The following is an 18,373-nucleotide window of genomic DNA, read 5'->3' as shown; positions in this document are numbered from 1 at the left end:
GAATCCGTAATCTGAGCTGGCAGGAAACGGTGACGCTGAATCCGGTGAGGAAGGAAGAAATACAAGCCGCGACGATGGCGGCCTGATTAATGGTTTATCGGACAACTATGTTGAAAAATACCGGTATGGTGGCGGCTTGTATTCGTACGAATCTGAGGGTCATGATTTCCGTTGCGTTCACAAAGGCCGCAAATGCTATAACGACTTTTATAAAAACCGATTAGGTGAAGAAATAAAAGATCTATTGATAAAGCGAAATATTGATTCAGATTTTGCAGGAAAATTAGTTGCTGATATTTTCAGCGAGACGAAAGCAGGAGACTTGATCGAATATTCAAGGGCCATTCATGCAGAAATGGATGCTATTACAACATTAGCACGATTGCAAAGTAGTAACACTAAAGGTAAAACAATTTATTGTACTACCTATCCCTGCCATAACTGTGCGCGCCACATTGTAGCAGCAGGTATAATAAGGGTTGTCTATATTGAGCCATATGAAAAGAGTTTAGCTCTAAAGCTTCATGACGACTCAATCACTGATTCGAGTGAACATGGGAAAGTAGTCTTTGTACCATATGAAGGGGTAAGCCCTTCTAAGTATAATTCATTTTTCAAAATCCATGAGCCAAGGAAACGCTCTGATGGATCTGCAAATCTAATTGACATATCCCAATCAAAACAAATCGACCCTCAATTTCTTGATAGTTATCACGCTTACGAGGATAAAATAACACAATCTCTAGAACAAGATGATCAAGATAGTTCTAGTAATAATCAATGATTTATTACGAGGGGCGCCTAGCAGCGCTCCAGTAATGCTGTCCTCTTCATAGCTTCACTCCCTGAATCCTGTACCTCGTACTCCTGCCCCCGCCGGGCAGTTTTTCGATACAGCCAAGCGTCAGTAATTCCGTCAGATGACGGGTGGCGGTGGCTTTGCTGACCTGCGCGACCTTCTGGTATTGGCTGGCGCTGATACCGTCTTCAAATCCCTTGTCACCGCCATCTAACAGGCAGTTGATGACCTTGATCTGTTCGCTGCTGAGTCCGGCGCTCTGGTATTGCCGCCAGAAGCGGGTTTTGGCCAGCAGGCGGTCGATCTGGTCGAGGGATTGCTGGAGGGTTTCTTGCAGTGTTTCGATAAACCACAACAGCCAGGCGGTTACATCCAGCTCGCCGCGCTGAGTCGCTTCGAGGATATCGTAATACTGCTTGCGGTGTTTGAGGATAGAAACCGACATGGCATACAGGCGGATGCTGTGTTCATCGGCCTGGGCCAATGCCATATCGGTTAAGGCGCGGGTGATACGGCCATTGCCATCATCAAACGGGTGCAAGGTGACAAACCACAGGTGCACCAGTGCCGCCCGGATCAGCGGGTCGAGGGTCGGGTCATTCTGGCTGTGATTAAACCAGTTTATAAAACGCTCGACTTCGGCATCCAGAATGCCACGGCCGGGGGCTTCAAAGTGCACATTGGGGCGATCTTCACGGCCAGATACCACTTGCATCGTGGCGTCACCGCGCAGGCTGCCAATAGATTGAGGGCGGGAAACCAGCAGGCTTTCCGGTGCCGGGAATAACCATACATGCCATTGGCACAGGCGTTCGAGGCTGAGCGGTTGCCGGGTGTGCTCAATGGCATCGAGCATGATGAGGGCAACGCCTTCGGACTGGTCGGTGACGGGGTAAGGCTTTTCCTCGTCCACGCCCAGCCTGCGTGCCAGTGATGAACGCACGGAATGAACGTTGAGTTGTTCACCTTCAATTGCGGATGACGACAGGATATTGGCCAGCAAGGTATCCAGTGGCTGCAATTCATCGGGATGCGCACCGGTTTTGCCCAGTAAAACGCCCAGCAGCAGGGTTGCTTGCCGTAATGGCCCCGCCACCCGGCGGTGATCCCAGTGGAATTGCGGCCAGTCGGCCTGTTGCCAGATCCAGTCGTTGCTCATGAAAGGTGCCGAAAGAATGATCAATGAGCCGATTATGGACGCTATTCGGCTCACATGTCGAGCCGAATAGCCAATGTATTCGGCTCACGCAGCCTGCGCTGACTTCTGTTTTCCTGTTCGTATAAGCAGCTGGCGTACCCACGCAGGAGCGTGGGTACGAGAGGTGCAGGTGCGTGAGCATGCGGGATTCGGCTTGCGCTTCGCTTTATTAACGGCGTATGGCGTTGACCTGTTGGTGGGCATTGGTCATACGGGCGGCTTCGGCGACTTCACAACTGACCACGGTTTTGCCTACCGGGGCCAGCGAGGCGGCGGCGAGTTTGATGTGTTGCCAGGCGAACGGGATACCAATAATGGTGATGGCTTGTGAGATGGCGATCAGGATATGGCCAATGGCAAGCCAGACACCGGCCAGTACAAACCAGATAACGTTGCCGAGCAGCCCCAGCGCTCCGGTGCCGAGGTCTTGCTGGCCGCTGAGTTCGGCGCGGTTGATGGTTTCACGGCCAAACGGCAGCATGGTGAAGGTGCCGATCATAAAACAGGCGCGCCCCCACGGAATGCCGATGATGGAAATAAAGGCCAGCAAGCCAAAGAACCACCAGGCCAGCCCCATCAGAAAGCCGCCGAGAATAAACCACAAGATGTTGCCGATGGTGCGCATAAGATCCCTCAGTATGAGTTGTGCGGAGCCGTCCGCTCCAGATTGGCGGGCAGACTGCCGTGCTTTGTGGTTTGAGTAAAGGCAGGCTCTACAATTCCCTGTGTTCGCCGTTTAATCGGTATACCGTCGTACTCGCCCAGTGCCACATCACACCTGCACTCATATCAATACACACTAACGACTGTTATATATAAAAGTGCCCAACCACCGCCAAATCCACAGGCAAAAAAAGACGCAGCCATGCTGCGTCAAAACTTTGCTACGAGGGAACGTACGCTCGCTCAGGCTTCGGCTTCCGCCTCGTCCTGGGCAAAACGGACACGGTCTTCGGCTTTAACGCCGAGAATCTTGGATAACCAGGGAGGTGGTGAGTTTTCCATCACCTGTTGCAGGCGCACGAGCACGTCGCGCGCTTCGCCACCCTGTTCGTTCTTGATCGGGTAAACCCCGGCACGCACCACCTTGGCGGCTGCCGGGCCACCAATCGACTGCACATACATAACCTGGCAATCCGCAATCAGGTTGGCGCGGTAGGCATTACGGTCTTCAGCGAGGTCGGCTTCCAGCGCCGAGCGGATATCCACCAGTTCACATTGCTCGGCATTGAGCTGGTACACCAGAAACCGCAGGCAGGAACCAAAGTGGCCGTTCAGCAGCTCGCCGGAGTTGGAGGCAATCGCCACCTTGATCGAACCCGGCATACTGCCTGCGCTGGCCACCACAGCGGGCAGCTGTTCAGTATCCGCCTCACCCCAGAGGATACGCACGGCTTCCTTGATATTGGGCAGGCCGAGGCTGATGTCTTCACCATCCTCTTCGCCATCGGCGGAACCAAAACCGGTTTTTAACTGGGTAACGGTAATGGTCGCGAGGCTTTCTTCGTTGATTTCACCGTCGAGACGACGAGTCAGGATTTCCAGCAGTTGACCGACATCGATGCCAGGCAACACCCGGGCGGCCATGGCGATACGCAGTGCCGCACCGCGGCTGATAGGAGGCAAATCACTCATGTTGATTCTCCAGCGGTTTTCGAACACAGGTTAGATAGACAGTTGCACCAGGCTGCTGGCGCTGCGTTGTTCTTCCGGAGTAAAGGCCAGTACGGTGAGTGCGTGCAGACGACCGTCGGCCAGTTCCTCACTGAAGCAGGCCAGTACCTGCTGCTGTCGCAAGACCAGACGCTGGCCAGCAAACGCCGGGCTGACCACCTTGCAGGTGAAATTACAGTCCGCACCCTCGACCGTTACCAACGCATCCGGCAAGCCGCTCTGGATACGGCTGATCACCTCACTGATTTCCATATGCAGCCCTCAGGCTGGCTGACTGGCGGCAGCCAGCAGCGGTAATAACGAACCATCCTTGACCATGGCCACCACGATGTCGGAACCACCAATCAGCTCACCTTTGATAAACAGCTGCGGGAAGGTTGGCCAGCGTGATACCGATGGCAGGCGTTCGCGAATCATCGGAGCTTTTAAAACATTTACGTAGGCAAACTCGTGGCCAGTGCTTTTCAGGGCAGCCACAGCCGCCGCCGAAAAACCGCACTCCGGGGCGTCCGGTACACCTTTCATGTAAAGAATCACCGGATTTTCAGCGATCTGTTTCTGAATCTGTTCAATAACGGGTGACGACATAATGGGCTCCTCAGGCGACGTGGCGACGCGGTGGCATCACAGACAGGACATAACCACTGGCACGTGCCAGTAGCAGCAGGATCTGGCGGCTGGCCGCCACTTCCAGGGCAGTAAAATCATCACGGGTACGCAGGCTGACATCAGCACCGGCCTGCACCAGAAGTTCGACCATATCGCTGCGCCCAAGCGAGGCGGCATACATCAGGACCGTCGCGCCGTGATCGTTCTGGTTGTCGAAGTCGATATCGTTGGCCAGCAGGAAGCGCACAATCGCCAGATCACCGCCCATACAGGCCATCCACAGGGCGTTGTTGCCATCACAATTCACCAGATCCGGGCTGGCACCGGCCAACACCAGTTCGCGGCAGAATGGCAGCCGGGCTTCGCGGGCAGCCTGCATCAGGGCAGTTTCGTTGTTGTGCGTACGAGCATCGAGATTGTGGGGATCAAATCCCCGCGCCAGCAGCCAGCCCTGCAGGCTCAGGCTCAGCGTTTGTTGGGGTGAGCGTTGTTGCGGGAACCAGGCTTCATAACCGCCATCAAGGCTGTAGCAACTGGTAAAACCAAAATCGCGGAACAGCTGCACCATATCCTGACTGCGATGGCCATGTTCACAACAGATCAGCACCGGAATACTGCGGTTGCTGTGTTTGAGCAGGGCGCGCAGGTTCTGGTCATTCAGGTGAATGGCGCGCGGATGATGGCCGCTCAGGTAGGCCCGGAAATCACGCATATCGAGCAACAGGATGTCGGCATCATCGATCATGCGTTCGGCTTCGGCGACGGATACACAGGTTTGCTGGAACATGATGTCTCTCCTCAGGCTTCTGGGCCAAAACAGTCGCGGTAGGCGGTGCATTCCTGACAGCTGGGGGCTCGGCACACATAACCACCACCCTCTTCACACAGCTGTTTGTAGAAGAACTTTTTCCATTTCATGTTGGCGTTATTGCGCTCGAACAGATCAGGGAAATTGGTGCGCATCAGCTCCGACAGCTGGCCACGATCGGCAAGGCCAAGATCACGCCAGAGGTGGTCTCCCCCCAGGCAACCGGCCGCCAGCACATCGGCTAACACCAGTTCGAGATCATCCATACCACGCCGGAAACGACGCAGCAGGTTACGGATTTCCAGCCATTCGTCTTCGCGCATTTCCAGCAGTTGCTGACGCAGGTCTTCGCCCGACTGCTGTTGTACCTGTGCCAGACGGCCAGGTTTCAGGGGCTGATAACGGCCATACATGGGCAGCACATTACTGGTCAGCCAGGCAAAATCGGCTGGTTGCAGCCCCAGGCAAACCGGCAAGCAGGTGCGGCCCTGACGCTGGCTGCCAACAATACGGATCAGCCATTCACGGTTTTGCTGCTGTTGGTGTGCGCGCTCTTGCATTCGTTGTTGCTCCGCCTGCCAGTCCAGACCAAAACGTCCGGCGAAGGTTGGCAGCTGTGGCCAGAAGGTGCTCAGTGACATGCCCAGATTCATACGTCAGCCTCCGCGTGGTGGCCGGAACAGCCCATATGGCCAGCGCCTTTCTGGCAGCTGCCGGGATTTTCCGGCATACGTTCAATGATGCCGTTATCAAGATTGAGCCAGGCCAGCAGGCGTGGCAGATCAAAACCGCACAGGTACAGGGGTTCACTCTGGTGGTCGGCCTCGGCCCGGATCAGGGGGCGCTTCACCAGTAACGGCCGTTCGATAATCAGTGCCAGGGCTTCTTCAGCACTGAGTTGATCGGGTTTGACCAGGCCATCACGTACCGCCGGTGCGCTGCCGTTAAACCAGTCGGCAACCTTCATACCCGCCAGAAACGGCGTTAATTGCTCCGCGGTCCAGCGAGTACTGGCAAGGTCGAGTACTTCAGGGTCGATACCCGCTTCGCGCAGCCAGTTCAGCTGCTTGCGGTTACCACCACATCCGGTCTTCTGATAGAACTGCACCTGCATGGCCATAACGGCTACCTCCCTGTCAGCGTGCCTGGATTTCGCGCATGGCCTCGGCCATTTTTTCCGGTGGGATACCGGTAAGGCTGCCAATCGGATTGATCGGCATACCACTGCTATCAAGAATGGCTTCTTCAATCGGGCAAATGCTGGCGCATTGCGGGTCGGCAAAGTCGCCGTCACATTCGGTGCATTTGCGGGCGTTGATTTTGAAGTGCGGGCTGCTCTGGTAAATCGCCTCACTCGGGCATACGTCGTAACAGGCCCAGCAATTCACACAGGAATCGACAATTGTCAGTGCCATAGATTTTTCTCCCTGTTCGAACATCCGTCAGATTGGATAATCCGGGTGGCCACTGGCCACCCGTTACGATTGGCCGGTTCAGGCACTGAGGCTGGCAGCCAGTGGTGCGGCGTCGACCAGTTTTCCGGCGCTGGCCATCTCGCGGTAGACCGCCATCACAGCTTCCTCGATGGGCTCCATGGCATGTTCACCGTTCGGCACGATGCCGGCGCTTTCCAGCAGCGACCAGGGTTCGTAACCAATCTTGGAACACAACACCGCTTCACAACCTTTGAGGGAACGGATGGAACCCGCCAGGGCACTGTCTTTTTCGCCACAGGTGTCACCACCGATGCAGTACTGGTCGACCTTGCGGTGGCCAATAAAACGCACTCCACGCGGTGAGGCTTCGTAAATCAGGAACTCGGTGGCGTGGCCGAAGTGCTGGTTGATCAGGCCGCCACCACTGGTCGCGACCGCAATCATGGCCGGGCGTAACGTCGGGGCGAGCTGATCCTCGCTTTGAGGAACAGTGACCGCCGCCAGACGAGCACGTTTGGCTTCTTTTTCCGCCAGCTCTTCCAGAATGCCTTCGTGAACGGCGGCCCGAACCTGCATGGCGGCTTCGTAGTCGACATCCATGGCATCAATCTTGTCGAGGGTAAATTCCTCGCCACGATCTTCACCCAGCAGACCAACCGCATCGGCACGGCACTGACGGCAGTGACGCATCATGTTCATATCACCGGCACAGGCGTCCTGGAGGTCCTGCAGTTCTTCAGGCTCAGGGCCGCGCTGGCCCATAATTCCGTAAAACGTGCCGTGTTCCGCTTCGGAGATCAGTGGCATCACGTTGTGCAGGAAAGCACCTTTCTCCTTGACGATACGGCTCACTTCCTTGAGATGTTCATCGTTCACACCGGGAATCATCACCGAGTTGACCTTCACCAGAATGCCGCGCGCGACCAGCATTTCGAGGCCCTTCTGCTGCTGTTCAATCAGGATCTTTGCGGCCTTGCGACCGAACACCCGTTTGTTGTTCCAGTAGATCCAGGGATAAATGCGCGCGCCGACATCGGGATCAACACAGTTGATGGTGATGGTGACGTGATCAATATTGTGTTTGGCCAGCTCGTCGACGCAGTCCGGCAGCGCCAGACCGTTGGTGGACACGCAGAGTTTGATGTCCGGCGCCTGTTCGCTGAGCATCCGGAAGGTTTCAAACGTACGCTGCGGGTTGGCCAGCGGGTCACCGGGGCCTGCAATCCCCAGCACACTCATCTGCGGAATCGCCGCGGCCACCGCTTTGGTTTTTTTCACTGCCTGATCGGGTGTCAGCACTTCCGACACCACACCCGGACGCGACTCGTTGGCGCAGTCATACTTGCGATTGCAGTAGTGGCACTGGATGTTGCAAGCCGGTGCAACCGCCACGTGCATACGGGCAAAGTAGTGATGCGCCTCTTCCGAGTAGCAGGGGTGGTTTTTGACTTTATTGCGAATCTCTTCTGGCAGATGACCCATCTGGTCATTACTGCTGCCACAAGAGCCGGAAGCGCAGCTGCTGGCAGCAGCGCCGGAATCTTGTCCAAGCACGGTCAGTTCCATGGTTCAGCTCCTACGATCAGTACCCTGGGTTGTTCTTGAAAACCGTCCGGTCAGAACCGGTGGTCACCCTCTGCGGGGTGAGCTTGTCAGGCGGTTGTATATAAACCGGTTGCAATGCCAATGCCGATTACCAACCTGTTGTTTTTAAAGGTTTTTTATTTTCAGAACAGCAGTTTTGTAGGGTTTGGAACAAGACACTGACAGCGGGTTTTGTGGGGTTGGGGACATTTGTGTCGGGTGTGCTGGCTGGTGTACTGGCTGGTATGGACTCCCCATCCGCCATAAAAAACGCCGGGAAGATCCCGGCGTTGAGTGGGTGTTGCTGAGTGTCAGATCTTGCGAACGTTAATTTTCATAATCTGGATGCGGTAGGCAATCTGGCGAGGGGTCATACCTAACAGGCGTGCAGCTTTGGCCTGTACCCAACCGGCCTGTTCGAGCGCGGCGATCAGGCGTTCACGTTCGTCCAGTTCCGGATTACCAAGATCAACTTCCGGTACCGCGATACTGGCAGCTGCGGCAGGAGGATGGCTGCTGGTTAGCACCGGTGTCCGGTACTGGTCTGGCAGGGCAATCACATCACTGTCGATCACCCCTTCTTCACTCATGACGGCAGCTCGCTCCAGTGAGTTTTCGAGCTGACGCACGTTACCCGGCCATTCATAACTCATCAGCATCCGCATGGCGCTGTCGGTGAGGCGTAACGGCCGCCCCTGTTGTTTGGCGATCTTGGCTAGCAGGAATTGCGACAGCTCCGGCACATCCACCAGCCGTTCACGCAGCGGTGGAATGCGAATGGCCATCACGTTCAGGCGGTAATACAGGTCTTCCCGGAAGCGGCCTTTTTCGACCTCCGATTCGAGGTTACGGTTGGTGGCGGCGACAATCCGTACGTTCACCTTGATGGTCTGGCCACCACCTACCCGTTCCAGCTCTCCTTCCTGCAATACCCGCAGTAACTTGGCCTGGAACAGCGGTGAAATCTCGCCAATCTCGTCGAGAAACAGGGTGCCACCGTCGGCCATTTCGAAACGGCCCTTGCGCTGTTTGACAGCGTTGGTAAAGGCACCTTTTTCATGGCCGAACAGTTCAGATTCCAGCAGATTTTCCGGCAGGGAGGCGCAGTTCAGACAAACAAAGCGGTTGTGGGCACGTGGAGAGTTATAGTGGATGGCGTTGGCAATCAGCTCTTTGCCAGTACCCGACTCCCCCAGAATCAGCACGGTGCTGTCCCATTTGGCGACCCGCCGCACCTGATCGAACACCCGTCTCATGCCTTCGGAATGGCCCACAACCATGTTGTCGAAGCCGTATTTGGCGCGTACTTCCCGCCGCAACTCATCTCGCTCCGTGGCAATGGTCTGGCCTTCTTCGACATTGACCAACAGGCGTACGGTCTGGGACAACAGGTCGGCTACGGCCATCATGAACTGGTTACGATCGGCCAGATAATCATCCGCTGGTACATCCGGCTGCGCCGCCAGCACACCGATGGCAGAGCCATCGCCATCCCGAATTGGCACGCCAATAAAAGGCAGTTCCAGATCGTAGACTTCAAGACGATCCAGAAAACGCGGTTCCGAGGCAATCCGCCCCAGTACGATCGGCTGGTTCTGCTGTAACACCCGTCCCACAATCCCTTCACCAGCCTGATAACGCACATGTCCGGAGGCCTTGTTGACCATGTCTGAGTCGGTGTGAATCGCTCCAACCTGAAGGCTGGTATGTTCAGGGTTACAGAGGGTGACAATGCCATGCTGCAGACCAACTTCATGGTGCAACACGGCCAGAATACCGCTCAGGGTTTCTTCAATATTGGAGGCTTTCGACAGAATGCCAGAGATCTGGCAGAGCGCTCGAAACTGCCGTTCCAGGATTTCGCCACGGTTGTTTACGCGCATTCCGTTACGGGCAAAACGTGCAGTGGTCATAACCATGCTCCCTCCTGGTTAACGGTGATTGCCAATCGGTAGCTGGACAATCATCCGGCAGCCGCTGGTCCAGTTACTGTCGATATGAACGGTTCCAGCATGATCAGTCACAATATCCTGCACCATCGGCAAGCCCATACCACGGCAACCCTGACCACCACTTTTGGTGCTGAAGAATGGTTCGAACACTTTCACCCGTAATTCGGCTGCAATGCCGGGGCCGCTGTCGCGGATTTCACAGGTCACACAGTCTTTTTCGGCGCTGGTGACAATCACCAGATCACGCACGCGCACGCTGCGCTCACTCATGGCTTCAATGGCGTTATCAATCAGCTGGCGGAACATGCTACGCAGGCGGCGTTCGCGACCAATCACCGCTGGCAAATGCAGTGCCGGTTGCCATTCCACCGTGATGCCGTTGGCCAACAGGCTGGCAGTGCTGAGACTCATGGCCTCACGCAACAATTCGTTGATGTTCACCGGCTTGCGGCTTTCCTCCAGAGGCGCAGGCATGGAGGCTGTCATGTTGGAGAGCGCATCACGACCGGCACTGAGGGCATCTTCCAGTGCTGCCAGCAGGTTGCTGTCACGGCTGTCGGTACGACGCTGGAGAATATTCACGGCCGTTTCCATCATGTTGACCGGGCCTTGCAGCTGGTGAATGGCGGCGTTGACGGTTTCGCGCATACCTTGCACCAGATCCTCTTCGGCCATCAGCGCCTTGAGAGCATTCAGGTGGACTTCTTCCTGACGCTTACGGACATCGGTGATGTCGTTGATCATCAGCAGCACATAATCGCGGATATCCTGATCAAAGAAGCCATCGGCTTTTTCGCCCTTGATGGCGATAGTGGTGCCAAAACAGGTGAACCAGCGGTTACGGCCACCGCCGCTCGCCAGTGATATTTCATGGTCGGAAAAGCCTTTACGCTCGTCCAGTAACTGCTGGAAGTGATCCCCCAGCGCCTCCCGAATCACCTGCACGCCAGCTTCCTGCGGTTGTTGTGGTGCCAGCTCAGTGGCCAGACGGCGATAGCTGGGGTTGCTGGACACAATCCGATTGAACTCATCCAGCACCACCACAGCGACCGGTGCCGAATTCACCACCGCTTCAATCATCAACTTCTGGTTCAGCACCTTCTGTTCCAGCTCATGCACATCCGAGCCGTCCCGATGCATACCAAGGTAATACAGAGCTTCGCCGTCTTCGTTAATCACTGGTGCGACGGTCAGTTCAGCCAGATACAGGCGTTTGTCCTTGCGGCGGTTCAACAACATGCCGGTCCAGGATTTCTGTTGGGCCAGGCGGCCCCACAAGGCCTGATACACAATGCGCGGGGTGGTGTGGTTAGACAGGATGGATTCGTTTTTGCCCAGCACCTCGTCTTCGGAATACCCGGTGACCTGGGTAAAGGCACGGTTCACATAGAGGATATTGGCCTTGAGGTCAGTAATCGAAACCGCCACAGGGCAGTGCTCTACGGCCTGGAAGAAAACTTCTTCCGACAACAGCACACCCTCGGGGTGAGCCGCGCTGATGCTGGTGTCGCTTACATGAGCGAACAATTCCGCTTGTTCTGACGTCATCCGAACCTTGCGCATCGCAATACCCCTACAGTGTTGCTGGATTAGTGAAACTACGCCGATTCAGAGGTTCAGCAAAGAGCATGCCGCGTGACAAATCGCGACAAAGCCTTGTTTTCTTTGGCATTCCTGCCGTTTTTGTCGGGTTTCCTACAAAGCTTCCGGTGGCTTATGGAAGGCTTGTCGGATGTCTTACACGGGCTGTCGGGTTGTTTGGCTTTTGTTGGATATGCACCGTGGGCATTGCCACAAAGTGGAGGATTTTGTCGGCCCCGGGGCCGCAAAACGGCCCAAAATCGCTGGCACAGGAAATGCAATTTTGCCCCTCAGAGGCCGGATGTTCCGGCCACAGGCTGGCCACTCAGGCCGTTGGGGGTTCCTGTGGAGTACGTGCTTATCCTGATCAGCACCACGCTGGTCAACAACATTGTTCTGGTGAAATTTCTGGGTTTGTGTCCGCTGATGGGAGTGTCATCAAACCTGTCCGCTGCCTGGGGTATGAGCCTCGCCACCACCTTTGTGCTGACCCTGTCAGCCCTCGCCAGCTGGCTGATTGAACACTGGCTACTGGTGCCGCTACACATCGAATTCCTGCGCATCCTGTCGTTCATTCTGGTGATTGCCGCCACTGTGCAGTTCACCGAAGGGCTGGTGCGCAAGGCCAGCCCGGCGTTGCACAAGTCGCTGGGGATTTACCTGCCGCTGATCACCACCAACTGCGCGGTACTGGGCGTCGCCCTGCTCAACATCACCCAGGAGCACAATCTGTCGGAAAGCCTGGTGTACGGCTTTGGCTCGGCGGTGGGTTTTTCGGTAGTGATGGTGATGTTTGCCGGTCTGCGCGAACGGCTGGCACTGGCTACCGTACCGGCGCTGTTCAGTGGCGCACCAATCAGTCTGGTGACGGCAGGTGTGTTGTCACTGGTGTTTATGGGCTTTGGCGGCATGATCTGAGGAGGCACAGCCATGTTAACTGCAACTCTGGTACTGACCCTCATGGGTCTGATTCTGGGCGGCCTGCTGGGGCTGGCCTCGCGGGCGTTCGCCAGTAATGACGACAACCCGCTGGTGAAAGAAGTGGAGTCCATGTTACCCGGCAGCCAGTGCGGCCAGTGTGGCCTGCCCGGCTGTGGCCCGGCGGCGGAAGCCATTGTCAACGGTACTGCCGCCGTTACCTGCTGCCCACCCGGTGGCCGCGCCCTGGCGGAGTCTCTGGCCAAAAAGCTCGATATCGATATCAGCACCCTCGGTGCCGCTGCCGTACCACAACTGGCGGTGATCAACGCCGAACAATGCACCGGTTGCACCCGCTGTTACAAGGCTTGCCCAACCGACGCCATCGTTGGCGCCAGCAAACAGTTACACAGCGTGATCAGCGCCGCCTGCACCGGTTGTAGCCAGTGTGTAGCGGCCTGTCCGGAAGACTGCATCAGCCTGCAGGCGGAAACCCTGTCGCTGACGACCTGGCATTGGCACAAACCGGAGGCAGCCTGATATGTTCGCACCCCGTTTATTTGGCTCCGGCAAGATCCGTGGTGGTGTGCACCCGGACGGCCGTAAGGACGCCACCTCCGACCGTCCGATTCTGACCAACCTGCCGCTGCCATCGCGCCTGTACGTGCCGCTGAATCAGCACTCCGGTGATGACGCGCTGCCACTGGTACGCCCCGGTGATCGGGTATTAAAAGGCCAGCTGATAGGCAAGGCCAGCGGGCGGGTATCGGCGTCGATCCATGCCCCAACCTCCGGCACCGTACTGGCCATTGAAGCGGTCACGATGCCACATCCATCCGGCCTGCCAGCCATGGCGGTGATTATTGAACCCGACGGTGACGATCGCTGGATTGAGATTCCAACCCCGCCCGACCCGTTCAGCCTTGATCCCGACGTACTGGCCAGCAAGGTCGAAGAAGCCGGTGTGGTGGGTATGGGCGGTGCGATTTTCCCGGCCGCCATCAAGTTGCGCCAGGGGCGGCGCTTCGAAATCCAGACCCTGATTATCAACGGCAGTGAATGTGAACCCTTCCTGACCACTGACGATCGTCTGATGCAGGAGCGTGCCGACGAGATCGTTGAAGGCACCCGCCTGATCCGCAAGATCATCGAGGCCTACCGTGCAGTGATTGCCATTGAGGACAACAAACCCGCCGCCATCGCCGCGATTCAGGCCGCCGCTAACAAGGTCGGAGCCATCGAGGTGATGGTGGTGCCCGCCCACTACCCGATGGGTTCAGCCAAACAGCTGATTCAGGCGGTAACGGGTCTGGAAGTACCGGCTGGCAAACGCAGTAACGATATTGGTGTGCTGGTGCATAACGTCGCCACCGCCTGGGCGATTCAGCAGGCACTGGTGTATGGCAAACCACTGCTGTCGCGGGTCACCACGGTGGCGGGTGCCTGTGTGGCCCAACCTCAGAACGTTGAGGTGTTATTCGGCACCCCTATCGAACATGTGTTCAAAGTCTGCGGTGGCCTGACCGGGGTTCCCGCCCGCCTGCTGATGGGGGGGCCAATGATGGGCCAGATTCTGCCCTCTCTGGATGTACCGATCATCAAGGGCAGCTCTGGTGTGCTGGCACTCAGCAAAGCCGAGGTCAACGCTCACACCAGTTCTCCCTGTATCCGCTGTGCCCGCTGTGTGGATGCCTGCCCGATGGGGCTGGTACCGCTGGAAATGGCCCGCAACTCCCGCGCCGACAAGCTCGATGCCGCTCAGGAATTTGGCCTGCGCGACTGCATTCTCTGCGGTTCCTGCGCTTACGTTTGCCCGTCGCATATCCCGCTGGTGCAGTACTTTGAATACGCCAAGGGCGAGCTGGCCGATCGCCGCAGCAGCCAACAGAAGCAGGAATACACCAAGGGCCTGATCGACGCCCGCAAGGAGCGTCTCGAACAGGAACGCCTGGCCAAAGAAGCCGCCAAGGCTGCAAAAGAGGCGGCCAAAGCCGCCAAAGACGCCGCCAGGGCTGCTGCCAAAGCCGAAAAAGAAGCGGCGCAGGCCAAAACACAACACCCCGAGAGTACGACCACCAGCCCGGCCGACAACTGTGTCCGCGAGGAACAGCCATGAACAGCATCACTCATGAACTGCCGCTACGAGCGGCACCCCACGCTCATGATCGCTCCTCGGTGGATCGCATCATGCTCAAGGTCTGCCTGGCCCTGAGTCCGGCCACGGCTTATGGACTGTATCTGTTTGGCTGGCCAGCCATCATCCTGTTTGTGGTAACCCTGCTGGCAGCGGTTGCCACCGAAGCCCTGTGTCTGCGCCTGGCAGGCCTGCCATTGCAACGTTTGCTGGATGGCTCCGCCCTGCTGACCGGCTGGTTGTACGCCGCCACCTTGCCGCCGTGGGCACCCTGGTGGATTGGTGCCGGTGGTGTGGCGTTTGGCCTGATCGTTGGTAAACACCTGTATGGTGGCATTGGTCAGAACCTGTTTAACCCGGCCATGCTGGCCCGTGTGGCGGTGCTGATTTCGTTCCCGGTACAGCTCACCACCTGGGTGAACCCGATGCCATTGGGCAGTGAGCTGGCACCCGGTTTTGTGGATGCGCTGGCGATTATTTTCGCCAATGCCGATTACGCAGCGCATCTGAGCGCTGCTCCCAGCGGAGTGGATGCCATGACCGGTGCCAGCTGGCTGGGGGCCAGCAAGGTCGCCGTTGGTGCTGGCACGGACGTGGGCCAGTGGCTAGCGGCGGACTTCCCGCTCACGGCGGCCTTTTCCGGCCATATTCGTGGCAGCCTCGGCGAAACCTCAGCCTTGCTGATTCTGGTCGGAGGCCTGTGGCTGATCTGGGCACGGGTGATCAGCTGGCATATTCCGGCCAGTATGCTGGGCATGTTGAGCCTGTGCGCCTGGCTGGCATCGCACTTTAACGGCCACCTGTTTCCCGGCCCACTGTTCCAGCTGACCACCGGTGCCGCCATGTTGGGAGCGTTTTTTATCGCCACCGACTATGTCACCAGCCCTGCTTCGGCCACCGGCAAACTGCTGTTTGGTGCCGGTTGTGGACTGCTGCTGTTCACCATTCGCAGCTGGGGCAGTTTCCCCGAGGGGGTCGCCTTTGCGGTGCTGTTTATGAACGCCCTCACCCCTCTGATTGACCGATTTATCAAACCCCGGGCGTATGGCCGCACCCTTGGCGGCAAAACCCTCAAACACTCCGACATGCGCAAGATTGTGTGAGGCCCACTATGAGTTTCCAGCTTTCTGCCTACCGTGATCGCCTGAGTTACCAGATTCTGCTGCTGGGCGGTGCCTGCGCGCTGGTCAGCCTGTTACTGGTGGCGGGTAATGAACTGACCCTGCCGCGCATTGGTGACCATCTGGTTGCCGATAAACTGGCCATGCTGGCGCAGGTATTACCGGCCAGTGCCTACAACAACAACCCGCTGGAACACAGCGAAGAACAAGCCAGCCCACAACTGGCTGAACCTGTTGTGCTGATGCAGGCCACGCGTGACGAGCAGCTACAGGCCAATATCCTGCAGCTGATTGTGCCGGGCTGGGGTGGCCCACTGAATATGATCATGGCGGTAAACCCGGCCGGAGAGGTACTCGGGGTACGGGTGATCAGCCACAAGGAAACCCCCGGTCTGGCCGACAAGATCGAACGCGCCAAAAGCGACTGGATTACCGGCTTTGAAGGCCATTCGCTGGCCAACACCAGCGCCCAGCAATGGAAGGTCAAAAAGGATGGCGGTGAGTTCGACCAGTTCACCGGTGCCACCATCACACCACGAGCGGTGGTGCGAGGTGTTCACGAAGGCTTGCTGATTCAGCAGCAATGGCAACAAAAAGGCCAGCCATCCACATCACAACCCCCGACAGGAGCATCCAGCCATGACTGAGTTTTGTCATTCCGATACCCCGTCCACTACCAGCAGTGGCTCAGCGTACGCCCGTATCTTTCGTGATGGTCTGTGGGATAACAACGTTGCCATGGGCCAGATGCTGGCGTTGTGCCCGCTACTGGCAGTCACCACCAGCGCCACCAATGGCCTTGGTATGGGGCTGGCGACCCTGGCAGTGCTGATCATGACCAACGGCATCATTTCCGCCGTGCGCAATATCATCAGCCCCCAGGTACGGATTCCGGTGTTGATTGTGTTGATCGCCACCGTGGTGACGCTGGTGGATATGACGATCAACGCCTTCCTGCACGATCTCTACAAGGTGCTGGGCCTGTTTATTGCCCTGATCGTCACCAACTGTGCGATTTTTGGTCGTGCTGAAAGTTTTGCCAGCAAGAATCCGGTGCCACTGGCCATCGCCGACGCCATTGCCATGGGAGCCGGTTTTACCTGGGTGTTGGTGGTGGTTGGGGGCATTCGCGAGGTGATTGGTTCCGGCACCCTGTTCGCCAATGCTTCACTCCTGCTTGGCAGCGGGTTTGCCTGGCTTGAAACGACGGTGATTCCGCACTATTCCGGGGTACTACTGGCCATCCTGCCTCCCGGTGCCTTTATGGCACTGGGGTTCCTGATTGCTGGCAAGCGCCTGATCGACCGCCGCCGTGCCCATCGCGCCCAGCAAAAAGCCATGCAAGCTGTGCTGGCATCCTGAGGAGACATCATCATGCAGGTAAGTGTGGTTTTTGCCGGTGCCCAGCGGCAATCCTGGGTCAAGGTGGACGTCGACGATGACTCGGATGTGGAAACCGCCATTCGTAAGTCCGGGCTGTTACAACAGTTCCCGGAGATTGATCTGGAACGCATGCGGCTGGGGATTTATGGCAAGTTCACCGAACTCGACAGCCCGTTAAAAGCCGGCGACCGGGTAGAAATCTATCGCCCCGTCATCCGATCTCTGGATGACGACGACGATGATGACGATGAATAAATAACGATAAACAAGGACCAGCGAAGGTGTTGAGCGCCGATGGATGTTGAATGACAGATAACGGATGACGGCTGGCCGTCATCCGCTGACCGTACCGGCATCCTGCTTCAGAATCACGGAGGAGTAGTCGGCAAACTCATGCAGATGATGGGTAATAACCTGCACGGTAATCGGAATCGACAGCTTCTGATAATCATGTACGGCGATGTTGCGGAACCCCACCATACGCTGCATGGCGGCAGCCAACTCGGCTGAAATCCAGCCACTCTCAGCCAATAACCGGAAAACGTCACGTGAACTCTGGGTGATACCCAAACGCTCCCGACGAATCAGATACTGGCCCATATCGAGAGCGGCTTCACAGGCTCGCTGGATATTCAGGATCGCGGCATCCTGACGGGAATAATTGGTTGCAAACGTCGCCGGATCAGCCTCGTATTCCTCGCGCGCGCGCAGGATACAACGCTCAATGGTCGCGGCTTTATTCAGCAATACATCATCGGCCATAAATACTTCCCCGCTGCTGGATATCCTTCAGTAAATCCGCCCGCAGCTCATTCAGGCTGGTCTTCTCACTGAGAACAAACGCTTCGTATATTCCGGCTGCTGGTTGTTGCGACCACAGGCAGATACCGGTCTGGAGAACCTGAAATTGCATGACCGTAGTGGCCGCTCGCAGATCCAGCAAATCCACGTCACAGCCTGCCTTGATTGCCAGATCCGAAGCCAGATTCCAGAGTTGTAACGGCTCGGCATAACCTTCAACCAGCACCGCAATATCCAGGTCGCTGTGCAAACCGGCCTCACCAGTGGCCCGGCTGCCAAACACATAAACGGCAAGGCAGCCGGATAACTGCTGACGCAGAAACGCCACCAGATCAGTCGCCAGCAACGATGCCGTCAGGTGCTTGATCCCCATAC

Annotated in this window: 22 protein-coding genes; 8 read left to right on the top strand and 14 right to left on the bottom strand. The window is 57.0% G+C overall.

Annotated features, from left to right (window positions below; translation table 11 throughout):
- Positions 1-136: 136 nt before the first annotated feature.
- Positions 137-784 (top strand): deaminase, encoded by a 648-nt coding sequence (locus tag OUO13_RS09015; protein WP_283173543.1) that lies wholly within the window; start codon positions 137-139, stop codon positions 782-784.
- 46 nt (positions 785-830) lie between these two features.
- Here the strand turns inward: OUO13_RS09015 and OUO13_RS09010 are convergent, their stop codons facing one another.
- The 12 genes from OUO13_RS09010 to nifL form a co-directional block, all read right to left on the bottom strand.
- A complete protein-coding gene (locus OUO13_RS09010) occupies positions 831-1,958 on the bottom strand; it encodes a Fic family protein (protein ID WP_283173542.1) in 1,128 nt (375 codons plus the stop codon).
- Positions 1,959-2,166: 208 nt separating this feature from the next.
- Positions 2,167-2,622, bottom strand: a complete 456-nt coding sequence (locus OUO13_RS09005; protein ID WP_283173541.1) for a YccF domain-containing protein — start codon at positions 2,620-2,622, stop codon at positions 2,167-2,169.
- A 281-nt stretch (positions 2,623-2,903) separates the two neighbouring features.
- The gene (locus tag OUO13_RS09000) at positions 2,904-3,632 is read right to left on the bottom strand and encodes a dinitrogenase iron-molybdenum cofactor biosynthesis protein (RefSeq protein WP_283173540.1); all 729 of its coding nucleotides are present in this window, start codon (positions 3,630-3,632) and stop codon (positions 2,904-2,906) included.
- Between the two features lie 30 nt (positions 3,633-3,662).
- Positions 3,663-3,923 (bottom strand): BolA family protein, encoded by a 261-nt coding sequence (locus OUO13_RS08995; protein ID WP_283173539.1) that lies wholly within the window; start codon positions 3,921-3,923, stop codon positions 3,663-3,665.
- A gap of 9 nt (positions 3,924-3,932) precedes the next feature.
- Entirely contained in the window at positions 3,933-4,259 is a 327-nt protein-coding gene (gene grxD, locus OUO13_RS08990; protein WP_283173538.1) for a Grx4 family monothiol glutaredoxin, read from the bottom strand.
- A gap of 10 nt (positions 4,260-4,269) precedes the next feature.
- Positions 4,270-5,067, bottom strand: coding sequence for an ankyrin repeat domain-containing protein (locus tag OUO13_RS08985; protein ID WP_283173537.1), 798 nt, complete (start codon positions 5,065-5,067; stop codon positions 4,270-4,272).
- Between the two features lie 11 nt (positions 5,068-5,078).
- Positions 5,079-5,741 (bottom strand): nitrogen fixation protein NifQ, encoded by a 663-nt coding sequence (locus OUO13_RS08980; RefSeq protein WP_283173536.1) that lies wholly within the window; start codon positions 5,739-5,741, stop codon positions 5,079-5,081.
- Complete coding sequence (locus OUO13_RS08975; RefSeq protein ID WP_283173535.1) at positions 5,738-6,208, bottom strand: thioredoxin domain-containing protein; 471 nt, start codon at positions 6,206-6,208, stop codon at positions 5,738-5,740. Before OUO13_RS08975 ends, OUO13_RS08980 begins: the two co-directional genes overlap by 4 nt.
- 16 nt (positions 6,209-6,224) lie before the next feature.
- Positions 6,225-6,503, bottom strand: coding sequence for a 4Fe-4S binding protein (locus tag OUO13_RS08970; protein ID WP_283173534.1), 279 nt, complete (start codon positions 6,501-6,503; stop codon positions 6,225-6,227).
- 78 nt (positions 6,504-6,581) lie between these two features.
- Positions 6,582-8,090: a nitrogenase cofactor biosynthesis protein NifB gene (gene nifB / locus OUO13_RS08965; protein ID WP_283173533.1), complete on the bottom strand. Its 1,509-nt coding sequence runs from the start codon at positions 8,088-8,090 to the stop codon at positions 6,582-6,584.
- A 329-nt stretch (positions 8,091-8,419) separates the two neighbouring features.
- Positions 8,420-10,027: a nif-specific transcriptional activator NifA gene (nifA, locus tag OUO13_RS08960; RefSeq protein WP_283173532.1), complete on the bottom strand. Its 1,608-nt coding sequence runs from the start codon at positions 10,025-10,027 to the stop codon at positions 8,420-8,422.
- Between the two features lie 12 nt (positions 10,028-10,039).
- The gene (nifL, locus tag OUO13_RS08955; protein ID WP_283173531.1) at positions 10,040-11,623 is read right to left on the bottom strand and encodes a nitrogen fixation negative regulator NifL; all 1,584 of its coding nucleotides are present in this window, start codon (positions 11,621-11,623) and stop codon (positions 10,040-10,042) included.
- A gap of 363 nt (positions 11,624-11,986) precedes the next feature.
- Between nifL and rsxA the strand changes: the two genes are divergently transcribed.
- Genes rsxA through OUO13_RS08920 form a run of 7 tightly spaced genes read left to right on the top strand, consistent with a single transcriptional unit; the run spans position 11,987 to position 17,452 of the window.
- Positions 11,987-12,559, top strand: a complete 573-nt coding sequence (rsxA, locus tag OUO13_RS08950) for an electron transport complex subunit RsxA (protein ID WP_283173530.1) — start codon at positions 11,987-11,989, stop codon at positions 12,557-12,559.
- Positions 12,560-12,571: 12 nt separating this feature from the next.
- Positions 12,572-13,099: an RnfABCDGE type electron transport complex subunit B gene (locus tag OUO13_RS08945; protein ID WP_283173529.1), complete on the top strand. Its 528-nt coding sequence runs from the start codon at positions 12,572-12,574 to the stop codon at positions 13,097-13,099.
- A 1-nt stretch (position 13,100) separates the two neighbouring features.
- Positions 13,101-14,675: an electron transport complex subunit RsxC gene (gene rsxC, locus OUO13_RS08940; RefSeq protein WP_283173528.1), complete on the top strand. Its 1,575-nt coding sequence runs from the start codon at positions 13,101-13,103 to the stop codon at positions 14,673-14,675.
- Positions 14,672-15,796 carry an RnfABCDGE type electron transport complex subunit D gene (locus OUO13_RS08935; RefSeq protein ID WP_283173527.1) on the top strand — a complete coding sequence of 375 codons (1,125 nt, stop codon included), beginning with the start codon at positions 14,672-14,674 and terminating at the stop codon, positions 15,794-15,796. The genes rsxC and OUO13_RS08935 overlap by 4 nt, the downstream gene beginning before the upstream one ends.
- An 8-nt stretch (positions 15,797-15,804) precedes the next feature.
- Complete coding sequence (locus OUO13_RS08930) at positions 15,805-16,461, top strand: RnfABCDGE type electron transport complex subunit G (RefSeq protein WP_283173526.1); 657 nt, start codon at positions 15,805-15,807, stop codon at positions 16,459-16,461.
- Entirely contained in the window at positions 16,454-17,176 is a 723-nt protein-coding gene (locus tag OUO13_RS08925) for an electron transport complex subunit E (RefSeq protein WP_283173525.1), read from the top strand. The genes OUO13_RS08930 and OUO13_RS08925 overlap by 8 nt, the downstream gene beginning before the upstream one ends.
- A gap of 12 nt (positions 17,177-17,188) precedes the next feature.
- Positions 17,189-17,452: an RnfH family protein gene (locus tag OUO13_RS08920; RefSeq protein WP_283173524.1), complete on the top strand. Its 264-nt coding sequence runs from the start codon at positions 17,189-17,191 to the stop codon at positions 17,450-17,452.
- 78 nt (positions 17,453-17,530) lie between these two features.
- On the opposite strand, the gene hepT is transcribed toward OUO13_RS08920, so the two are convergent.
- Positions 17,531-17,959: a type VII toxin-antitoxin system HepT family RNase toxin gene (gene hepT, locus OUO13_RS08915; protein ID WP_283173523.1), complete on the bottom strand. Its 429-nt coding sequence runs from the start codon at positions 17,957-17,959 to the stop codon at positions 17,531-17,533.
- Positions 17,949-18,371, bottom strand: a complete 423-nt coding sequence (gene mntA, locus OUO13_RS08910; RefSeq protein ID WP_283173522.1) for a type VII toxin-antitoxin system MntA family adenylyltransferase antitoxin — start codon at positions 18,369-18,371, stop codon at positions 17,949-17,951. The genes hepT and mntA overlap by 11 nt, the downstream gene beginning before the upstream one ends.
- Positions 18,372-18,373 lie beyond the last annotated feature (2 nt).

This window comes from Parathalassolituus penaei (assembly GCF_026626885.1).
Taxonomy (GTDB): Bacteria; Pseudomonadota; Gammaproteobacteria; order Pseudomonadales; family Oceanobacteraceae; genus Oceanobacter; species Oceanobacter penaei.
This window is presented reverse-complemented; position numbering and strand designations above follow the sequence as displayed.